At 62.1% G+C, this 19,487-nt stretch carries 7 protein-coding genes and 4 pseudogenes; 5 read left to right on the forward strand and 6 right to left on the reverse strand.

The annotated features are described in order from the left end of the window. Positions 1-43 precede the first annotated feature (43 nt). The 3 genes from mmsB to JN403_RS25155 form a co-directional block, all read right to left on the reverse strand. The gene (mmsB, locus tag JN403_RS25145) at positions 44-934 is read right to left on the reverse strand and encodes a 3-hydroxyisobutyrate dehydrogenase (protein ID WP_205484732.1); all 891 of its coding nucleotides are present in this window, start codon (positions 932-934) and stop codon (positions 44-46) included. Between the two features lie 151 nt (positions 935-1,085). Beyond that, positions 1,086-2,612: a CoA-acylating methylmalonate-semialdehyde dehydrogenase gene (locus tag JN403_RS25150; RefSeq protein ID WP_205484733.1), complete on the reverse strand. Its 1,527-nt coding sequence runs from the start codon at positions 2,610-2,612 to the stop codon at positions 1,086-1,088. A gap of 57 nt (positions 2,613-2,669) precedes the next feature. Beyond that, a complete protein-coding gene (locus JN403_RS25155; RefSeq protein WP_205484734.1) occupies positions 2,670-3,998 on the reverse strand; it encodes an MFS transporter in 1,329 nt (442 codons plus the stop codon). A 186-nt stretch (positions 3,999-4,184) separates the two neighbouring features. Here JN403_RS25155 and JN403_RS25160 point away from each other — a divergent pair. The 5 genes and pseudogenes from JN403_RS25160 to JN403_RS25180 all read left to right on the forward strand — a co-directional run bounded on the left by JN403_RS25160 (position 4,185) and on the right by JN403_RS25180 (position 10,088). Beyond that, positions 4,185-5,131: pseudogene (locus JN403_RS25160) on the forward strand (LysR family transcriptional regulator). Between the two features lie 424 nt (positions 5,132-5,555). Beyond that, positions 5,556-6,407 (forward strand): TIM barrel protein, encoded by an 852-nt coding sequence (locus JN403_RS25165; RefSeq protein WP_205484735.1) that lies wholly within the window; start codon positions 5,556-5,558, stop codon positions 6,405-6,407. A gap of 13 nt (positions 6,408-6,420) precedes the next feature. Beyond that, entirely contained in the window at positions 6,421-7,485 is a 1,065-nt protein-coding gene (locus JN403_RS25170) for an isopenicillin N synthase family oxygenase (RefSeq protein WP_205484736.1), read from the forward strand. A gap of 74 nt (positions 7,486-7,559) precedes the next feature. Next, positions 7,560-8,378, forward strand: coding sequence for an ABC transporter substrate-binding protein (locus JN403_RS25175; RefSeq protein ID WP_205484737.1), 819 nt, complete (start codon positions 7,560-7,562; stop codon positions 8,376-8,378). 161 nt (positions 8,379-8,539) lie between these two features. Then, positions 8,540-10,088, forward strand: a pseudogene (locus tag JN403_RS25180) (amino acid ABC transporter permease/ATP-binding protein). Positions 10,089-10,091: 3 nt separating this feature from the next. Here JN403_RS25180 and recD read toward each other — a convergent pair. The 3 genes and pseudogenes from recD to recC all read right to left on the reverse strand — a co-directional run bounded on the left by recD (position 10,092) and on the right by recC (position 19,354). After that, positions 10,092-12,178: pseudogene (recD, locus tag JN403_RS25185) on the reverse strand (exodeoxyribonuclease V subunit alpha). Next, a complete protein-coding gene (recB, locus tag JN403_RS25190; protein WP_205484738.1) occupies positions 12,175-15,873 on the reverse strand; it encodes an exodeoxyribonuclease V subunit beta in 3,699 nt (1,232 codons plus the stop codon). Before recB ends, recD begins: the two are co-directional and overlap by 4 nt. Beyond that, a pseudogene (gene recC, locus JN403_RS25195) lies at positions 15,870-19,354 on the reverse strand (exodeoxyribonuclease V subunit gamma). The gene recB and the pseudogene recC overlap by 4 nt, the downstream one beginning before the upstream one ends. Positions 19,355-19,487 lie beyond the last annotated feature (133 nt).

Here is a 19,487-nt window from a genome sequence, read left to right on the forward strand (position 1 = left end):
TGTGGGACCGGCTTTAGCCGGGAAGAGGCCGGGCCATGCACCATCATTTTTCCTTCTTGATGTACCCCTCAACCACCGCCGAGAAATCCTTGCCGCCATCACCCCGCAGGCTCATCGCCTGATACAGCTGCTGTGCCAGCGCGCCCATGAGCACCGGTTGGCGCGCGGCTTTGGCAGCCTCGGTTGCCAGGCCCAGGTCCTTGAGCATCAGCTCCGCACCGAACCCTCCGGTGTAGCCCCGCGACGCCGGGGCGGTTTCCACGACGCCGGGCCACGGGTTGTACATTTCCGAGCTCCAACAGCGCCCGGTCGAGCTGTTGATGATGGTCGCCAGCACCCCGGTGTCGATGCCCAGGCTATTGCCCAGCGCCATGGCTTCTGCCACGCCGATCATGGAAATGCCCAACAGCATGTTGTTGCAGATCTTCGCGATCTGACCGGTGCCGACATCGCCGCAATGGACGATGTTGCGGCCCATCTGCGCCAGGATCGGCTTGAGCACCGTGAAGTGCTCAAGGCTCGCGCCGACCATGAACGTCAGCGTTCCGGCCTGCGCCCCGCCCGTGCCGCCAGAAACTGGCGCATCGCCAACGACTACACCCTGTTTCGCCGCTACCGCAGCCACATCGCGGATGGTTTGCGGATCGATGGTGCTGCAGTCCACCGCCGGCACCCCTGCGCTGATGCCAGCCAACACGCCGTCGTCATTCAGATAAACCGCGCGGACGTGAGCGGCCGCCGGGAGCATGGTGATGACCAGGTCGGCGCCCTGAGCAGCATGTTTGGGCGACTCACTGATGCGGCTGCCCAATTCGGCCAGTTCGGCCAAGACCTGTTGGTTAACGTCGAACAAATGCAGCTGATGCCCGGCACGGATCAGGTTCCGCGCCATCGGCGCCCCCATATTGCCCAGGCCGATGAATGCGATTTTCATGGTTGCTCTCCTTGTTCAGTTCCAGTTCCACAGGTGACGCAGGCCCCTTGTGGGAGCGAGCTTGCTCGCGAAGCGATCGTTCAGATGGCACAACGCTGAATGACGCAACGCGATCGCGAGCAGGCGAAGGCTCACTTAAAGCGCGTCGCACTCAACGCAAATTGATCGTCGTGTTCACCCCGTCATTCACGCTGTCGTCATCGAACCAGCGGCTGGTGACGGTCTTGGTCTGAGTGTAGAACTGCACCACCTGTTTGCCGTACGGCCCCAGATCCCCCAGCTTCGAACCACGCGAACCGGTGAAGCTGAAGAACGGCACCGGCACGGGAATCGGGATATTGATGCCGACCTGACCCACATCGATTTCACTCTGGAATTTGCGCGCCGCCGCACCGCTCTGGGTGAACAGCCCGACGCCGTTGCCAAACGGGTTGGCGTTGACCAGCGCGATGGCCTGATCCAGCGTGTCGACTTCCAGCACCACAAGCACTGGCCCGAAGATTTCCTGAGTGTAGATTTGCATCTCGGTGGTCACGCCGGTGAACAGCGTCGGCCCGACGAAGTTGCCGTCCTCGTAGCCCGCCACCGTGATGTCGCGCCCGTCCAGTTCAAGCGTGGCGCCTTCCTGAACGCCGCTCTCGATCAGATCAAGAATCCGCTGTTTCGCGCGCCTGGAAATCACCGGCCCGACATCGGTGCCCGGCTCGCTTCCCGCATTCACCTTGAGCTTCTGCGCCAGCGCCTTCAGCTCGGGAATCCACTGTTTCGCCGCGCCGACCATCACCACCGCCGACGTCGCCATGCAGCGCTGACCTGCCGCACCGAAACCGGCGCCGACCAGCGCGTTGAGGGTCTGCTCGCGATTGGCATCAGGCAGCACGACGGCATGGTTCTTCGCGCCCATCATCGACTGCACGCGCTTGCCGTGTTTGCCCGCCAGCTCGTAAACGTGAGTGCCCACTGCCGTCGAGCCAACGAAGGAAACCGCCTTGATGTCCTTGTGGGTGCAGATCCCGTCGACCACCTCTTTGCCGCCGTGCACGACATTGAGCACGCCCGCCGGCACACCCGCCTCAACCGCCAGTTCCACCAGCAGCATGGTCGACATCGGGTCCTGCTCGGACGGCTTGAGCACGAAGGTGTTGCCGCAGGCGATGGCCATCGGGAACATCCACAGCGGGATCATCGCCGGGAAGTTGAAAGGCGTGATCCCCGCGCAGACGCCGATGGGTTGACGCAGCGTGTAGGTGTCGACGCCACCGGCTACGTTTTCAGCGAACTCGCCCATCTGCAGCGTGCCAATGGAGCACGCGTGCTCGACCACTTCCAGACCGCGGAAGATATCGCCCTCGGCATCCGCAATGGTCTTGCCCTGTTCGGCGCTGAGCACGACGGCGATGCGCTTGGAATGTTCGCGAATCAGCGCCTGCAACTTGAGCATGATGCGCATGCGGGCGCCAATCGGCGTGTGCCGCCAGGTGGTGAATGCCTTCTGCGCAGCGGCGACAGCGGCATCGACCTCAGCGGCCGTGGCGAACGGCACGTGGGCCAGCACTTCCTGGGTGGCGGGGTTGACCACGTCGAGCCACTCGGTGGTTTGCGACTCAACCCATTCGCCGCCGATAAGCAGCTTCACGCGGGCCACGGTGGTGTTGTTTTTGTTCAGTGACACGTTCATTGCCATTGCTCCATTCAAGGCAGCGCGCCAGCGTGGGCGCGCTGAAAAAAGTCGATTTCAGGCAGCGCGATGGCGGGGCGGATCACGCTTCATCAGCGCGGTACAGACCAATGCCACTAACGCCATGCCGATCAGGTAAACGATCACGTAGTGCGGACTGCCGCCGCCCATGGCCAGCAACTGCGTGGCGATCATTGGCGCAAATCCGCCGCCCAGGACGCCCGCTAACTGCACCGAGACGGAGATGCCGCTGTAGCGAATTTCCGCCGGGAACTGCCGGGCAAATAAGAGGGACTCCGGCGCGTACAGGATCGGGAAGACCACGCCCACCGCCAGCACCATCGCCCACCACACCATCTGCGGTTCGCGGGTGCCAAGCATGGCGAAGAACGGATAAACGAAGGCGCAGAGCAGTAGAAGCCCGGCGAAATAAAGACGTTTCTGACCGACCTTGTCGGACAGGTGCCCACACAGCGGCATGGTCACCAGGGACAGCGCAGCGCCGGCAGTGATCGCGCTCAGCACGTCGGCGCGGGGGATGAGCAACTGGTTGGCGGCGTACGCCAGTGCGAAGGTCACCGACATGTAAAACCAGGCATTCTCGGCCGTGCGCGCGCCGATGATGGTCAGGGTTTCTTTCGGGTGTTCGCGGAACACTTTGAACAGCGGCACTTTGACGGCGATGTTGTCCTTCTTGATCTTCTCGAAATCGGGCGACTCCGGGACTTTCAGGCGAATCAACCAGCCCACGCCCAGCAGCACGACGCTGGCCAGAAACGGAATGCGCCAACCCCAACTCAACATGTCGGCCTCTGGCAATTTGGCGACCATGCCCATGGCCAGCGACGCCAGCACCAGCCCTGCGCCAACGCCGGTTTGCGGCAGGCTGCCGTAGAAACCCTTGCGGCCTTCGGGCGCATGTTCGACGGCCATCAGCACCGCCCCGCCCCACTCGCCGCCGACCGCCATGCCCTGCAAGAAACGCATCGCGACGAGCAACACTGCGGCCCAATAGCCGATCTGCTCGTAGGTCGGGATCAGGCCGATGATAATGGTCGGAATACCCATCAGCATCAGCGTGAACAGGAGCATGGACTTGCGCCCGATCTTGTCGCCGAAATGGCCGAACACGATGCCGCCCAGTGGCCGGCCGAGAAAGCCCACGGCGTAGGTGGCGAACGCCGCCAGCACACCGATGATCGGGTCCAGTGCAGGGAAGAAAATCTTGTTGAAGATCAGTGCGGCAGCCGTGCCGTAGAGGAAAAAGTCGTACCACTCGATGGTTGTGCCGGCCATGCTCGCCGCGCCGGCAAGCCGGTAGGATCGGGCATTTTTCACGGGGCTGGCATCGAGTGCGCCAGCGTCCGCCGTAATAGCGTTCTTCATAAACTCCTCCGCTTATTTATTGTTGTGCAGGGTGTTATGGCATGTGGGATGAGGCGATTTACCGGGCCGTTACCTCGTTGGTTTCAGCAGCTGCAACAGGCGTTGACGGGCAGGTTGGATCCGGCCGCGCTTCGGAGTATAGATGTGCAAACTTCTAATAAGAACGCACATAAAAGCAGGTTCAACATGCAAAAAAACATCACGTCCCTGAGCGCACTGAACTGGGATGACCTGAAGTTTTTCTCGAAGTGGCGCGCACGCGCAAGGCCAGTTCCGCGGCCAAACGTCTCGCAGTGGACTACACCACGGTGTCGCGACGGATCGGCTCGCTGGAGACGTCACTGGGCACGTTGCTGTTTGAAAAGTCCCGCAACAATGGCTTCATCCTCACCGCTGAAGGCCAGCGATTACTGGGCGCGGCCGAGTCCATCGAAAGCACGCTGCATCTGGCCTGCGAGCAGGTTTCCGGCTCCGGCGTCGCGTTGTCGGGGCATGTGCGCATGGGCTGTACCGAAGGCTTCGGCAGCTTCTTCATCACCCCGCAACTCAGTCACTTCACCGACACGTACCCGGCCATCTCTGTCGACATCCTGCCGCTGCCGCACTTCATCAGCCTGTCCAAGCGCGAGGCTGATATCGTCATCGCGCTGGAACGTCCGGAGCACGGGCCTTACGTGTGCTGCAAACTGTGCGACTACAGCCTCAGGCTCTACGCCACCCAGGATTATATCGACACCCACGCGCCGATTTTCAGGACCGAAGACCTCGCCGACCATCCGTTCATCAGCTACGTCGACGACCTGGCCTTCAGTTCGGAATTGCTCTACCTCAGCAACCTGCTCCCCGGCGCCCACGCCACCCTGCGCAGCACCAGCGTCATCGCCCAATACGTCGCCGCGCTGCAGGGACGAGCGCTGGCGATCCTGCCGTGTTTTCTGGCGGCACAGGATTCACGATTGCTACCGGTGCTGGAGAGTGAGGTGGATATCACCCGGCAGTTCTGGATGTATTGCCGCGAGGACTTGAGGAAGCTCAAGCGGATTACGTTGTTGTGGGATTACATCCGCGCCGCCACCGAGTGCAATCAGGCGTTTCTGTTGGGCAAGACTGGTCGGATGACGTTTGTGGATTGAATGGGGGATCTGGTCCGGACGGGTCGTTGAGCACCACTCGGTCCCGTGGGAGTGAGCTTGCTCGCGAAAGCGGCAGTTCAGGCGCTGAAGATGCGGTGGATGTTCCTACTTATCCGCGAGCAAGGTGGAGCGCCACCCCGGTCACTTCCACATGACCGTCGCATGCCTGAAGTCTGCGTCTACTTCGCCCCTCCCGAACATAGTTCAGAAATCTCTGAACTATGCATTTGAGCTTTCCTATTCTTCCCGTTCCTCAGCCAAATCAAAGATCGCCCCCAATAAAGGAGCCCGTCCATTAGAGACCCGGCCCGAAGATTGCCTTTTCTGATGTGACTGCCGCTGTACCCCGTCTTGGCCTGTGCCGTGGCGGAGCCCTGTCTCGGGTCACACGTCAGCCGCACGACGCAATCTTTGAGGACGCTCGATGAAACTGGAAATCTTCCGCACGCTCTGGGGCTACCGCGCCAGCAAGGCCCAGGCGCTGGACGAGTTGCTGGAAGCCGGGTTCGACGGCATGGAAGCACGCCTGCCACTGACGCCTGTCGAGCGCGCGGAATTCGGCGCCTTCCTGCGCGCCAATCACGTGCCTTACATCGCCACGGTGTTCACCGCCTACGACGTCCTTCCGGAACAATCAGCAACCATCGCAGAGCACCTCACCGATCTGGAACAGAAGCTCGCCTGGTCAAACGAAGTGGCGCCGCGTTTCGTCAACGTGCTGGCGGGCAACGACCGCTGGCAATTGCCGCAGCAGGTGGACTTCTTCGGTCAGGCGCTGGAGGTGGCGCGCAAGCATGGTCAGGCAGTGGCGTTCGAAACCCACCGCGCACGCTCGCTATTCAATCCGTGGGTCACCCTTGAGCTGATCCGCCAATTGCCCGATCTACGTTTCACCAGCGACATCAGTCACTGGATCGTCACCTGCGAGCGTTTGCTCGACGACCCGGAAGACGACCTCAGCGCGTTTGTCGAGCGCGTTAATCACATTCAGGCTCGGGTCGGTTACGACCAGGGTCCGCAAGTCCCGCATCCCGCTGCCCCCGAGTACGCCCGCGAGCTGGCTTTCCATCAGCAGCACTGGGAAGCCGTGTGGAAATCCCAGCAGGCGCGGGATTGCCAGGTCAGCACGATGACGCCTGAATTCGGCGCCGACGGCTATTTGCATCACCTGCCCTTCACCAATGTGCCGGTGGCCGATCTCTGGTCGCTGAACGTGTGGATGGGCCAGACCGAACGCGAACACTTCCAGCGCTTCACCCACACACCAAGCCGATAAGGAGCGTTTCGTCATGCCAGATCCGTCGCACGCGGCAGCCCCGAAGGTCGCCAATTTCAGCAGCATTCCCGTGGTCGATATCGCCGGCCTGTTCAGCCCCGATATCGCCCGGCGCCAGGCCGTCGCCGACCAACTGGGCAAGGCGGCGCGGGAAGTGGGCTTTCTTTACGTCAGGAATCACGGCATCGCGCCGTCGTTGATCGACGGCCTGCGTCAGGCCGCCAAGGACCTGTTCGCCCAATCCCTTGACTACAAGATGCAGCATTACATCGGCACGTCGCGCAGTCACAAAGGCTTCGTGCCCGAGGGCGAAGAGGTGTATGCCAAGGGCAAGCCGGACCACAAGGAAGCGTTCGATATGGGTTTCGAAGTGGGCGATGACGACCCGCTGGTGATCGCCAAAACCCCGCTGATCGGCGCCAACGAGTGGCCGGACCTGCCCGGTTTTCGCCCTGCGGTAGAAGCGTATTACGCGGCGGTATTTGCCTTGGGCCGCCGCCTGTTCGATGGCTTTGCGCTGGCGCTGGGCCTGGAGGAAGGCTACTTCGAAGCGATGGTCACCCGTCCGCCCTCCAAGCTGCGTTTGATTCATTACCCGTTCGACGGCGCGGCCCAAGACGCGCCCGGAATTGGTGCGCACACCGATTACGAGTGCTTCACCATGCTGCTGGCCGACAAGCCCGGCCTGGAAGTCATGAACGACCTTGGACAGTGGATCGACGCGCCCCCGGTGGAGGGCGCGTTTGTGGTCAACATCGGCGACATGCTGGAGGTCATGACCGCTGGTACGTTCGTTGCTACGGCTCATCGGGTCCGCACGGTCAGCGAGGAGCGCTATTCGTTTCCGCTGTTCTTCGCCTGCGACTTCCACACCCAGATCAAGCCCCTTCCGCAGTTCGACAAGGGCACGGCCGACTACGAAGAAATCACCATCGGCGAGCACATGTTCGGTCAGGCGTTGCAGACCTACCAATACCTGCGGCGCAAGGTCGAGAAAGGCGAAATCAAGTTGTACGAAAAGGCCCGCAAGCCGTCGAGCTTCGGCCACCTGAAGAATCAGACACAGGACGTATCGTGATGCGATACGGCGCCTTGCATCACTCAAAAACCCAGCACACCCAACCCTACCTTCCTGACGTGGAGTCACCGACGATGCGCAACACTCTGAACACTGCTGTCCGCTTGACCGTGCTTGCCTCTGCGGTGCTCGGTACATCCCTGTTTGCGGCAACCGTCGCTCAGGCTGCCACCACGGTGACGCCCGGGCAGTTCAAGGTCGGCATGGAGATCACCTATCCGCCCTTCGAGTCCTACGACGAGAAGAAGAACGTCGTCGGTGCCGACCCTGACCTCTCGCGCCTGCTCGCCAAGCACATGGACCTCAAAGCGGAGTTTGTCGACACCAAGTTCTCCAGCCTGATCCTCAGCCTCAATGCCGGTCACTACGACGCGATCATTTCGGGCATGTACATCACGCCGGAGCGCCAGACCCAGGCCCAGACCATCCCCTACGCCGTAACGGGCGCGGCGATCATGGTGCTCAAGGACAGCCCGCTCAAACCCAAGGTGCCGGAAGACTTGTGCGGGCTGAAAATCGGCCTGGAAAAAGGCACCACGTGGGTCACCCAGTTCAACAAGCTGTCCGCCGAATACTGCGTGCCGAAGGGCAAAGGCCCGGTCGCCGTCAGCGAATTCCCGTCCGCGCCGGAAGTCACCCAGGCGCTGCTGTCGGGCAACGTTCAGGCGCAAGTGGAAATCGACGGCGCCGCCGGCATGATCGCCGAACGCACCAAGGGCCGCGTGGTGGTCAGCACCGAGCATTCCATCTATCAGCAGACGCTTGGCATCTACGTCAAGAAGGGCAATGACGAGCTGTATCAGGCGTTGCTCAAGGCCTTCGACGAGACCAAAAAATCCGGCGAATACGCTGCGCTGTTGAAGAAATACAACCTGGAAGCGCCCGCCAACTGACGGTTTGATGCTTTACCCCTTGTAGGAGTGAGCTTGCTCGCGATCACGGTAGGTCAGTCACCTCAGCGGTGTCTGTGCTTATGCCTCGCGAGCAAGCTCACTCCTACAGGGATCGCGTTTGTTAAGGGAATCCCGCCGGGCCGCCCTGCTGAGGTGTGTGTATGCAATTCGAATGGTCCTACTTTTTTCTTTGTTCTCGGTCGCTGACTTCTGGGAATCCTGCATCACCGTGATCGAGCTCAGCGCCCTGGGCTGGTTTATCGGCATGCTGCTGGGTTTTCTGCTGGCCTCGGCCAAGCTGTCGACCGCGCGCTGGATCAGCGTTCCGGCGTCGATTTATATCTGGTTCTTCCGCAGTGTTCCGCTGCTGGTGCTGGTGGTGTTTACCTACAACCTGCCGCAGATGTTTCCGGTCACCCGTGACGTACTTTCCAACCCCTTCTATTCCGGCCTTCTCGCGCTGGTGGTTACGGAAGCAGCGTACATGGCGGAGATTCACCGCGGCGGCCTGATCTCCGTCGCCAAGGGCCAGAAAGAAGCCGGCCGCGCCCTGGGTGTCGGCCTGATCGGGATGCAGCGTCTGATCGTCATCCCGCAGGCGTTCCGTATCTCCCTGCCAACGCTGGTGAATGAATACATCACCGTGGTGAAACTGACCTCGCTGGTGTCAGTGATTTCCCTCACCGAACTGCTGACCGTGGGCCAACGCCTGTACGCGCAAAACTTTCTGGTGATGGAAACGCTGTCGGCCGTCGCGGTGTATTACGTGATGATCGTGACGGTATTCGGCTGGCTGTTTCACTGGCTGGAGCAGCACCTTGAGCTGAGCAATCGCAAGCCGCAGACCCTCGACGACACCGCCCTGACTCACCTGCGCGCCAGCCTGGTCGCGCAGCCCGCGGTAGTACGCCAGCCGACAACAGGACCGGGGTCGGCGCCAGCGCTGAAGCTGGTCAACATCCACAAAAGCTACGGGCAGCATGAAGTGCTCAAGGGCATCAATCTGGAGGTGAGCGCCGGTCAGGTCATTTCCATCATTGGCCCATCGGGCTCGGGCAAGACCTCACTGATTCGCACGGTCAACAGCCTCGAAACCATCGACAAGGGCGAGATCATCCTTTTGGCGAGGGCTACATTCATGCCGGCGACAACCCCAACGCGCCGCAGATCCGCCGCGGCGTGCAGCGCATCGGCATGGTGTTTCAGAACTTCAACCTGTTCCCCCATCGCACCATTCTCGACAACGTGACCTTGGCGCCGCGTTATCACGGTCGCGACCGGGAAGTCAGCGAACACCGTGCCTACGCCCTGCTCGACAAGGTCGGGCTGCTGGCCCACGCGCACAAATACCCCCACCAGTTATCCGGCGGTCAGCAACAGCGTGTCGCGATTGCCCGAGCGCTGGCGATGGACCCGCAGATCATGCTGTTCGACGAGCCCACTTCTGCGCTAGACCCGGAGCTGGTGGGCGACGTGCTGAAGGTCATCGCCGAGCTGGCGAAAGAAGGCATGACGATGCTCATCGTGACCCACGAGATGGACTTCGCCCTGTCGATTTCCGACCGGGTGATCTTCATGGAAAACGGCATCGTGCAGGTCGACGCCGCGCCGCAGACGATTCTTTCCGATCAGTGCGGCGCGCGCGTGCGCACGTTCATGGGGCTGGATCACGCCGTTGCGCAACCAGCGCCTGCGCTCAAAGAGGCGTGAGCCTCACAGCCCCAACATCAACCCGCTCAGGCGCTTGACCTTGCGCCGCAGGGCTTCTTCAAACACGCCCTGACGCGGCTCGATCAGGCTGAACCAGTGCTTGGCCCGGGTGATGCCGGTGTAGATCAGCTCCTTGGTCAGTACCGGGTTCAGCGCCTCCGGCAAAATCAACGCCGTGTGTGCGAACTCCGAGCCCTGGGACTTGTGCACCGTCATCGCGTACACCGTTTCCACGTCATTGAGCCGGCTCGGCAGCACGAAACGCACGCCGCCGCTGCCGTCGTTACGGGGGAATGCGACGCGCAGCGCCTGACGGTTCTCCTCGACCGGCCCCTCGGGCAGACGCAGGGCAATGCCGATGTCGCCGTTCATCAAACCCAGCCCGTAGTCGTTGCGCGTCATCAGCACCGGGCGGCCCTCGTACCACTGATGATCGCTCTCGATCAGACCGGCGCTGAACAGCGTTTCAGTGATCCGTCGATTCAGCCCTTCCACGCCCCACGGCCCTTTGCGCACGGCACACAGCAGCTGGAACTCATCAAACGCGTTCAGCACCTGCCGCGCCCATTCGACGCTGCGCGGGTCTTCGATCTGCGTCAGGTCTTGCGGCCGCTGCGCGTGCATCACGCCCAGATAATGACGGTAACCCTGCGGGCCGTCGCCGTGACCGTCGAGCAGCAGTCGCGACAGCGCACGGTCCTGCTCACCCTTGAGCACCAGGGAAAACAGGTCCGGATACTGACGAGCCGTAAGCAATGCGCGCGCTTCCTGGTCCTGCTGCTGATTCACCAGCTTGGCCAACTGACCGATGCCGCTGCCCGCGACGAAACGCCGGGAATGGCGCAGCATCACCACCTGTTGCGCCAACGCGTGATGCTGATCGTCGCCCTGCTGCAAACCGCTTCTGGACAGATCTTCACCGCTGACCGATTCAAGCCACGCCTGGGTCTGCGGGCTGTACATCCCCGCCTCCGCGTCGCGGCACAAATCGCCCAGCACCGCGCCGGCCTCAACCGACGCCAGTTGATCCTTGTCGCCCAGCAACACCATCCGCGCATGGGGCGGCAGCGCGTCGAGCAGGTTGGCCATCATTTCCAGGTCGATCATCGAAGCTTCATCGACAACCAGCACGTCCAGCGGCAACGGGTTGCCCGCGTGATGCCGGAAATGCCGCGTGCCCGGACGACTGCCCAGCAAGCGGTGAACCGTTGTGACTTCGCTGGGGATCTTCTGCCGGACGTCTTCCGGCACTTGCAGCGACTGCACCTGATGACTGATCGACTCGGTCAGACGTGCCGCGGCCTTGCCGGTCGGTGCCGCCAGACGAATACGCAACGGTTTGCCGCGTTCCACTGCCGGCGATTGCAGCAGCGCCAGCAAGCGCACGACCGTGGTGGTCTTGCCCGTGCCGGGGCCGCCGGTGATGATGCTGAACGCGCCTCGGGTTGCCAGGGCGCATGCCAACTTTTGCCAGTCGATCAAGGCGTCAGGTGCGTGATTGGCCGGGCCGAACAGCGCATCCAGCCGCTGGGGCAAATCGCTGAACCCCGTTTCCACCTGAGCCAGCCGCCGACGCAACGCCGTATCGATCCGTCGCTCGTACGTCCAGTAACGGCGCAGATACAGGCGCCGGTCGGATAAAACCAATGGCCTCTGCGCCGCCGCGTCGCTGGTATCCCCGGCGTGGGCAACCAGCGCGCTGGCTTCCAGGGCCTTGCACCACGTTGCGCCGTCGAGTGACTTAAGCAGCGAGGACGGCAGCAACATAGGCGTCGACAACACATCCCCTCCGGCGGCAGCGACAAGGCGAAGTCCGGCTCTTTCAGGGTTTCGTAGAGGTCCAGGCAGACGTGGCCGTGGCCCAACTGGTGGCTGGTCAGCGTGGCCGCCAACAGCACAAGCGAATCGGCGGCAGGATCAAGGTCAGCCAGGAACGCCACGAAGGCCTTGTCCAACGCGCGCAACCAGCCGCGTTCGACCCAGCACTGCAGCAACAGCAGCAAATCCTCCACGCGGCTGAGGGGTTTCAGGTCGGCCAGGCTGTCGGCGTCCAGCGCCGTGGGCATCAAGTGGGCGAAGGTGCGGTTCATACGAGGTCTCCTGACAGCACGTCTTCCGTGATCGGCGCTCGGCCCTGAAACAGCAGATCGAGACTTTCGATCAGTTCGCGGGGCGGTCTTGTAAACCACGCACCCTGACTCGCCGCACGGCTGCCGCGCACGAACAGATACACCGCGCCGCCCATGTGCCGGTCGTAATCGTAATCGGCGAGCCGCGCCTTGAGCTGACGGTGCAAGGCCAGGAGGTAGAGCACGTATTGCAGGTCGTAGCGGTTGTCCAGAATCGAGTGTTCCATCGCCTGCTCGGTGTAGGCATCGTCGTCGACGCCGAGCCAGTTGGATTTGTAATCGGCAACAAAGTAACGACCTTCGTGCTCGAACGTCAGGTCGATGAAGCCCTTGAACATGCCGTTGAGCGAGACCGTTTCTGCCGCCGCCCGAGGCGCGCCGTTATGGGTGTAGCGGCGGACCAGCGCGTCCATCTGCGCCACATCGACCTTCGAGCACGCGAACCAGAACTCCATTTCGACGCGGTACTGGTTCGGCTGGTCCAGCTCGCACAAGGCCATGGGCTGCGCATCCGTGCCCAAACGCAGCGGCAGGGTCAGCAGATGCTGCAGCCAATCGGTCAGCGTGTTGATCCAGCCTTTCCAGTCGCGCCGGTTGCAGCGTTGGGCGACGACTTTCTCCAGCGACAGCGGATCGGCAGCCGCCTCGGCAAAGCCCTTCTCGCCCGCCCATTCCAGCAAGCCGTGCAGAAAGGTGCCGGGGTTGGGGCCGCGCGGGAATCGGTGGATATCGCCGCCGCTGACCATCACCTCTCGCGGCGCATCCGGGTCGAGACGCTCATCGTCGAACAGCTTCTGCGCCTGGGGGCTGTCCGGCGACTGATCGCCGCTGTCGGTGATGGTGTCGCCAATGCGGAGCGCGCTGTAGGACGCAATCCACCAGTTCTCCCGGGCGCTGCGTCGGGGCACGCGCGGCTTGCTCAACGCGACCTCGTTGCGCGGCGCGCTGAAGGACTCTGTGGTGGGTAACGGCACAGGCTCAACCTTAACGGCGGGATGATCGTCTGCCAGCGAACGCAGCCACTGGCCCAACGCTACCGAATCAGCCAGCTTCTGCCCGCCGCCGAGCAAATAGCCCAGTGCCGAGCGGTGCAGTATCGAAGCACTGTTGCTGCCGCGCTTGAGATCGGCCACGCCCAGCCAGCACGCGTGTTGGGCGCGGGTCAGGGCCACATACAGCAGACGTAGATCCTCTGCCAGACGCTCGTCGTCCGCCTGCTCGATTAGCGCAGGCGTGGGTTTGAGACTGATCTGCGCGTGGCCTTCGGCGTCATGGAAGTGCAGCGGCAGACGGCTGCCATCCACCGGCTTCGTTGAGCAGATGAAGGGCAGAAACACCAGCGGGTATTCCAGGCCTTTGGACTTGTGGATGGTCACCACCTTGACCAGTTGTTCATCGCTTTCGAGGCGCAGGATCTGCTCTTCTCCCGCCTGACCGGACAACGCCAAATGCTCGCTCAGATGACGAATCAGCGCCTGCTCGCCGTCCAGCTCGGCGGCCGCCTGCTGCATCAGTTCGCTGAGGTGCAGCAAGTTGGTCAGTACACGCTCGCCATCGGTTCGCTGAACCAACGCCTGGGGCAATTTGAAGTCGTGCAGCAGCCGACGCAGCATGGGCAGCACGCCTTGGGTGCGCCAGATGCGTCGGTAATCGCGGAACTGCATCACGCGATTTTCCCACGCCAGTTCGTCCTGATTCAGCAGCTCAAGTTCGGCCAGCGGCAACGCAAGGGTGATGCACGCCAAGGCCGCGCGCAGGGTTCGCTCGGCGTCAGGCTCGGCGCAGGCCTTGAGCCAGGCGAGCAGGTCATGGGCCTCTTGCGCCGCGAACACCGAGTCTTTGTCCGAGAGATACACACTGCGCACACCACGCGCCGACAACTCGCCTCTCACCGCCTGCGCTTCCTTGCCGTCACGTACCAGAATCGCGATGTCGGCGGGCATCAGCTTTTTTAGCGGCTCTCCAGCTTTGGCAAAGCCCGCTTGCCCTTGTTGCCCGGCGTTGAGCAAACGGACGATCTCACTGGCGCAACTCGCCGCCAGTTGCTGACGATAAACCGTGCCCGACACCGGCTGATCGGTTTCCAGCTGCCAGACGTTGAGCGCCGCAAGCACTTGCCCGTCGACCTGCAACGTCTCTTTACGGCCCTGAGACCCGACCGCCAGAAACGGCACGGGATTGTCCTCGGACGTGCGGAACAGGAACGCACCGCGACCGGCCTCGCTCGTCTCCGCGCGCGTGAACACGTGGTTAACCGCATCGACCATCGCGTGGCTGGAACGGAAGTTGGTGCCCAGCGTGTGCAAGCGGCCGGTGGTGGCCTGTCGGGCGCGCAGGTAGGTGTAGATGTCCGCGCCGCGAAAGGCGTAGATCGCCTGCTTCGGGTCGCCAATGAGGAACAGCCCGGTGCTTTCGTCGTTGGCCTCAAGCCGGTAGATGCTGTCGAAAATGCGGTACTGCACCGGGTCGGTGTCTTGGAATTCATCGATCAACGCGACCGGAAACTGCTCGCGGATCAGCGTCGCCAGGCGCTCGCCGCCGCTGCCGCGCAATGCAGCGTCCAGCCGCAGCAGCATGTCGTCGAAACCCATTTCAGCGCGGCGCCGCTTCTCCTCTTCGAAGCGCGCACCGACCCATTGCGCAGCGTGTTCGAGCACCGCCGCATCGGGCGTTGGCAGCGTGTCCAGCGCCACCTTGAGCTCGACCATCGCCTCGAACGCCGGGTGCGACGGCGGATTGTTCTTCCACGCTTCGGCGATGCCGTCGGGCGTCAGCCTGGTGAAACCGGTGCCGAGGTCCAGTTGCTCTTGCTCATCGTCATTGGCCCAGGCAATCAGTTTGTCGAACCAGGGCCTGAAATAACGTTCCTGCATCTTGCGACCGTCGACCACTTTGCACGCGACGCCGTCGATGCAGATCGCATGCAGCTCCGCGGCCCAGTTAGCCCATGGCGCCTTGAGCTGGCGGAGGGTTTCGCGCCGCTCCTGAATCGACTGCTCGATGATCTGCGTCGGGGTTTGCGTCACGCTCGCCCGTTCACTGCCGAACAACGCGCGCACCCTTGGCAACAACGCCGCAGGGCCGCTCCAGTTCTCGCGCACCCAGATCAGCGCGTCATCGCTCATGGGGTAGCAGAACTTGCGCCAGTAATCGCGCAGCACTTCGCTCAGCAAATCGGTGTGATCGGTTTCCAGGCTCTGGGTGAACAGGCTGCCGCTGTCGAAGGCGTGCTCGCGCAGCATGCGTTGGCACCAGCTGTGAATGGTCGAAACTGCCGCCTCGTCCATCCACTGCGCCGCGATGTCGAGACGACTGGCGCAGCCGGGCCATTGCTCGATGGCAAACTCGTCACGCAAACCGGCGATCAACGCGTCGGGCGCTTCGATTTCTTCACGGAAGAACCGCGCGGCTTCGGCCAGTCGCGTACGAATACGGTCGCGCAGTTCCTTGGTCGCCGCGTCGGTAAATGTCACCACCAGGATCTGCGGCGGCAACAGCTCACGGCCAAACCCTGAGTCCTCGCTGCCATGCCCCAACACCAGACGCAGGTACAGCGCCGAGATGGTGAACGTCTTGCCGGTGCCGGCGCTGGCTTCAATCAGCTGGCTGCCTTTCAGCGGGAAGCGCAGGGCCAATGGTTGTTGTGCGTCACTCATGCGCCGGCCTCCTGGCGAGAAAGTGCCTGCCAGGGCGCTTCAAAAATGGGCTTGTATAACGCCTCGCACCAACCCACGAACTCTTCGCTGCCCAACAATGCATCGAAGTCCGGGAACTGACGCGCCAAGGCGGTGCTTTCGGCACGCTCGCCATTGCTGTTCTGGCCATCGCCTTCATAGGCCTTGCGCGCGGCGGCTTCGGCTTTGATTTCGTCGTTCTGCCCCAGCCAGGCGAAGGCCGTCTTGACCGCGATCGGCAGCGGTCGCTGCATGCCTTGGTGCCAGGCCAGCAGCAGGTCGTTGAGGGTGCGCGTGGCGGTGTCTTTGTCCAGCGGCGGCAGCAGGAGGGTTTCGTCGCTGGCCACGAGCGCGGTGGTCAACGGCAGATCGCACGCGCAGGCCACCAGATGGTTCACCCACGGCTTGGTCAGACGATGCCACTTGCGCGTCTTCTTGCTGGCAATGGCATTGGGGATAGCGGTGATCGCGAGTAACTCATTCTGAGGGTTCTGATAAAGCCCATCGACCCAGCCATCGAGCTCGACGCCCTGATGCTGATAACTGACCGGCAACGCGCTGTGCAGCCGCACCGGCCAGCGAACCAGCAATTCGTGATAGCGGGCGACGAGATCGGGCAGCGGTTCGATCAGTTCATCCTGCAACAAGGTGCCGAACCCGGCCATCGGCAGCAGTCCGCTGCCCTGCAAGCGCGTCGCTTGTGCGTGGAGCGATTCCTGAATGTGCCCGGGATCTGTGAGCGCCGCTTGCAACAAGCTGTCGCTGAGGCCGTAGCGCTCAAGCGCGTCGAGCACGAAAGGCTCCTCGTCCGCCAAGGGCGCTTCGGCAACTTCGAAGAATATCTTCAAGCGCTGACTGAAGAAGTGCTTCACCGGATTGCGCAGAAAATCCTGCAATTGCATCAGGCTAAGCGGCTCTTCCTGCTGGTGCTGTTGCAGCGCTTTTATTTCGCCTGCTTCGGTGAGGGCTTCGTGCAGCACTTGCCACTCGCGGGCGAAGCTGAAGAACTCCGGGTTCTCCTGAAAGTACTTGGCGCTGAAAGGCTGCAGCGGATGCTCGACGGTGAGTCTGTGCAGCAACTGCTGGCCCGGATCACGCTTTTTATCGTCCTCGGGCTCGATGGCATCGGCCAGCCGCCAACCGCTGGACAGATGATCGCGCAGCTGCCCGATGAGCACCGAAGCCGGCCGCTCGGAGTTGTCGCGAATACTGCGCCCCACCCAGCTGATGTACAGCTGATCACGGGCGGACAGCAGCGCTTCCAGCAACAGATAACGATCATCCTCGCGCCGGGAACGGTCGCCGGGACGGTAATCGCTGCCCATCAGATCGAAATCCAGCGGCGGTTGCGCGCGTGGGTAATCGCCGTCGTTCATACCGAGCAGGCAGACGATTTTGAATGGAATGGCGCGCATCGGCATCAACGTGCAGAAGTTGACCGAGCCGGCCAGAAAGCGTTGGGACAACCGCCCTTGGTCCAGCCCAGCCAGCCAGGCTTCACGCACGACCGTCAACGGCAACTCTTCTTCAAGGCCAACGTTCTCGCAGGTCTGCAGCCAGGTTTCACGCAGGGTTTCCAGCTGACTGAGCAGGTAGTCGTCGTGCTCACTGTCGGCCATGAAGAACAGCTGCATGATCGCCTGAAGGCGCGCGCCCCACATCGCCGGCGTCGCAGGCTGTGAGAGTTCATTGTGCGCAACCTGAAGCGCGTCGATCAGGGATACGAGAGGGCCAATCAGGGCCGCATCCAGCCCGCCGATTTCGTCATAGGGCTGAATGCCGTCGTAAGCGGCACCCGCACCGACGGCGTAGCCCAGCAACATGCGACGCAGACCAAAGTGCCAGCTGTTCTGCTCAAGCTGTTCCGGCAGCCCCAGCCCCTCACGCTGCTTAGCATTGAGCCCCCAGCGCACGCCTGCCCCCTCAATCCAGCGGTGCAGGGTTGGCAGGTCTCGCTCATCAATGCCGAACCGCGCTCTTAGCGCAGGGACGTCCAATAGATCGAGGATTTCACTGACCGGGAACCGACTGTCTGGAATCTTCAGCAAGTGCTCCACGGCGATCAGCAGCGGATCACGGCCTCGTTGGCCCTGGTCGGCGAGGGTGAAGGGAATAAAGCGACGGTCGTCGCGATCCAGTTGGCCGAAGACTGCGCGAATGTGGGGGCGTAGCTGTCGATGTCCGGCACCATGACGATGACGTCCCGAGGACGAAGGTCCGGATCCTTGCTGAAGCGCGCGAGCAGTTGGTCGTGGAGCACCTCCACTTCGCGCTGGGCGCTGTGGGCGACATGAAAGCGAATGGAGCGGTCGGTCTTGATATCCACGGGCGGCCAGACTTCGCGGGTCTCGCTCAAGGGGCGCAGCTCGAGGATATCGTCCTGGAGTTGATTCAGGAGCGTCTTGGGCTCGCTCTCGCTGAACAGGTCGATGCGCCCGTCGCGAAAGATCGAACGATAGCTATTCGGGTCATCATGGCTGTCGAGGAGATTGATGTAGTCACGACCCTGCTTGCCCCACGCAGCCAGTAACGGGTGAGCGTGCTGGTGCAGCGCATCAGGGTTCAGCACCACCGGCATGCCGGGTTTTCGTGATTGGCGTTTGTATTCGTGACGCAGGAGATCCTTGTCAGCCACGATGTCTGCCCAGTGATGGCGGCAAGGGTTGTGAACACAGAGCAGGACCTGGCTGAAACGAGCCAGACCGGCGAGCGCTTCCAATGCCTGAGCGGGCAATGACGAAATGCCGAAGACGATCACTCGCGCCGGCAAACCCGCCGGTGCCTCGGTCAGGATGTTGATACGTTCGATGTAACGCTGATGCACCCCAGCCCGGCTCTGGGCCATGCCCTCTGCCCCGACATCATGGAGCAGTGCACCCCACAGTTCGGCTTGCCAGCAGTTCTCTGCTTTCAGCGGCTTTGGTTCTCCCCGGCCGGTCCTGAGTTGATGCTTGCCAGCAGCCCAATCTTCCAACCAGTCGGCGCGGTACACCTGATATTGGTCGAACAGGTCAGCGAGTCGCTCGGAGAGCTGGTAGCGCTTGCGCAGGTCAGTGTCGGCCGTCAGGAATCGTTGCAGTGGCTCGAAGTGTGGCTGATTGATCAAGCCGGGGAGCAATCGCATCAAACGCCAGGTCAGGGGAGCTTTGTCGAGCAACGAGGTTTCCGGAATCTCTGCCTTGCCCAACACCGCTCGATACAGCTGCCACATGAAACTGCCAGGCAGCTGCACATCGATCGCGGCAGCGATACCGCAACCACCTTGATCATCGTCCTGTGCATCTTCTGCCAACGCGAGCTTCAGCCACTGCGCGATACCGTTGCTTTGTACCAGCGCTACCTCGTTTTCAAGGGGAGTCAGGGGATAACGTCGCATCCATGACACAACAAGGCCACGCAGCTCATCCAGGCGATTCCCATGGACCACCATAAACCCGGGGTTGAGATTGGATGTCACCGGCATAGCTGCGTCCCTTGGTCTTTCAAAAGAGGGAGAAGACTAACAGAGGGAGAGGTTTGGTTAACGGTCGATCTTGTTGCGTCGGACGCCAACCCGCACTTGGGGGCTGACGAGTTGCGCAGAAGTGGTTGCCAGT

The organism is Pseudomonas sp. 15A4, assembly GCF_016925575.1.
GTDB lineage: Bacteria > Pseudomonadota > Gammaproteobacteria > Pseudomonadales > Pseudomonadaceae > Aquipseudomonas.

What these genes read in the sequence shown, in the direction of transcription:
- JN403_RS25170 (WP_205484736.1), top strand. Translation starts at nt 6,421, where the DNA reads ATGCCAGATCCGTCGCACGCGGCAGCCCCGAAGGTCGCCAATTTCAGC.
- recB (WP_205484738.1), bottom strand. Translation starts at nt 15,873, where the DNA reads ATGAGTGACGCACAACAACCATTGGCCCTGCGCTTCCCGCTGAAAGGC.
- JN403_RS25150 (WP_205484733.1), bottom strand. Translation starts at nt 2,612, where the DNA reads ATGAACGTGTCACTGAACAAAAACAACACCACCGTGGCCCGCGTGAAG.
- JN403_RS25155 (WP_205484734.1), bottom strand. Translation starts at nt 3,998, where the DNA reads ATGAAGAACGCTATTACGGCGGACGCTGGCGCACTCGATGCCAGCCCC.
- mmsB (WP_205484732.1), bottom strand. Translation starts at nt 934, where the DNA reads ATGAAAATCGCATTCATCGGCCTGGGCAATATGGGGGCGCCGATGGCG.
- JN403_RS25165 (WP_205484735.1), top strand. Translation starts at nt 5,556, where the DNA reads ATGAAACTGGAAATCTTCCGCACGCTCTGGGGCTACCGCGCCAGCAAG.
- JN403_RS25175 (WP_205484737.1), top strand. Translation starts at nt 7,560, where the DNA reads ATGCGCAACACTCTGAACACTGCTGTCCGCTTGACCGTGCTTGCCTCT.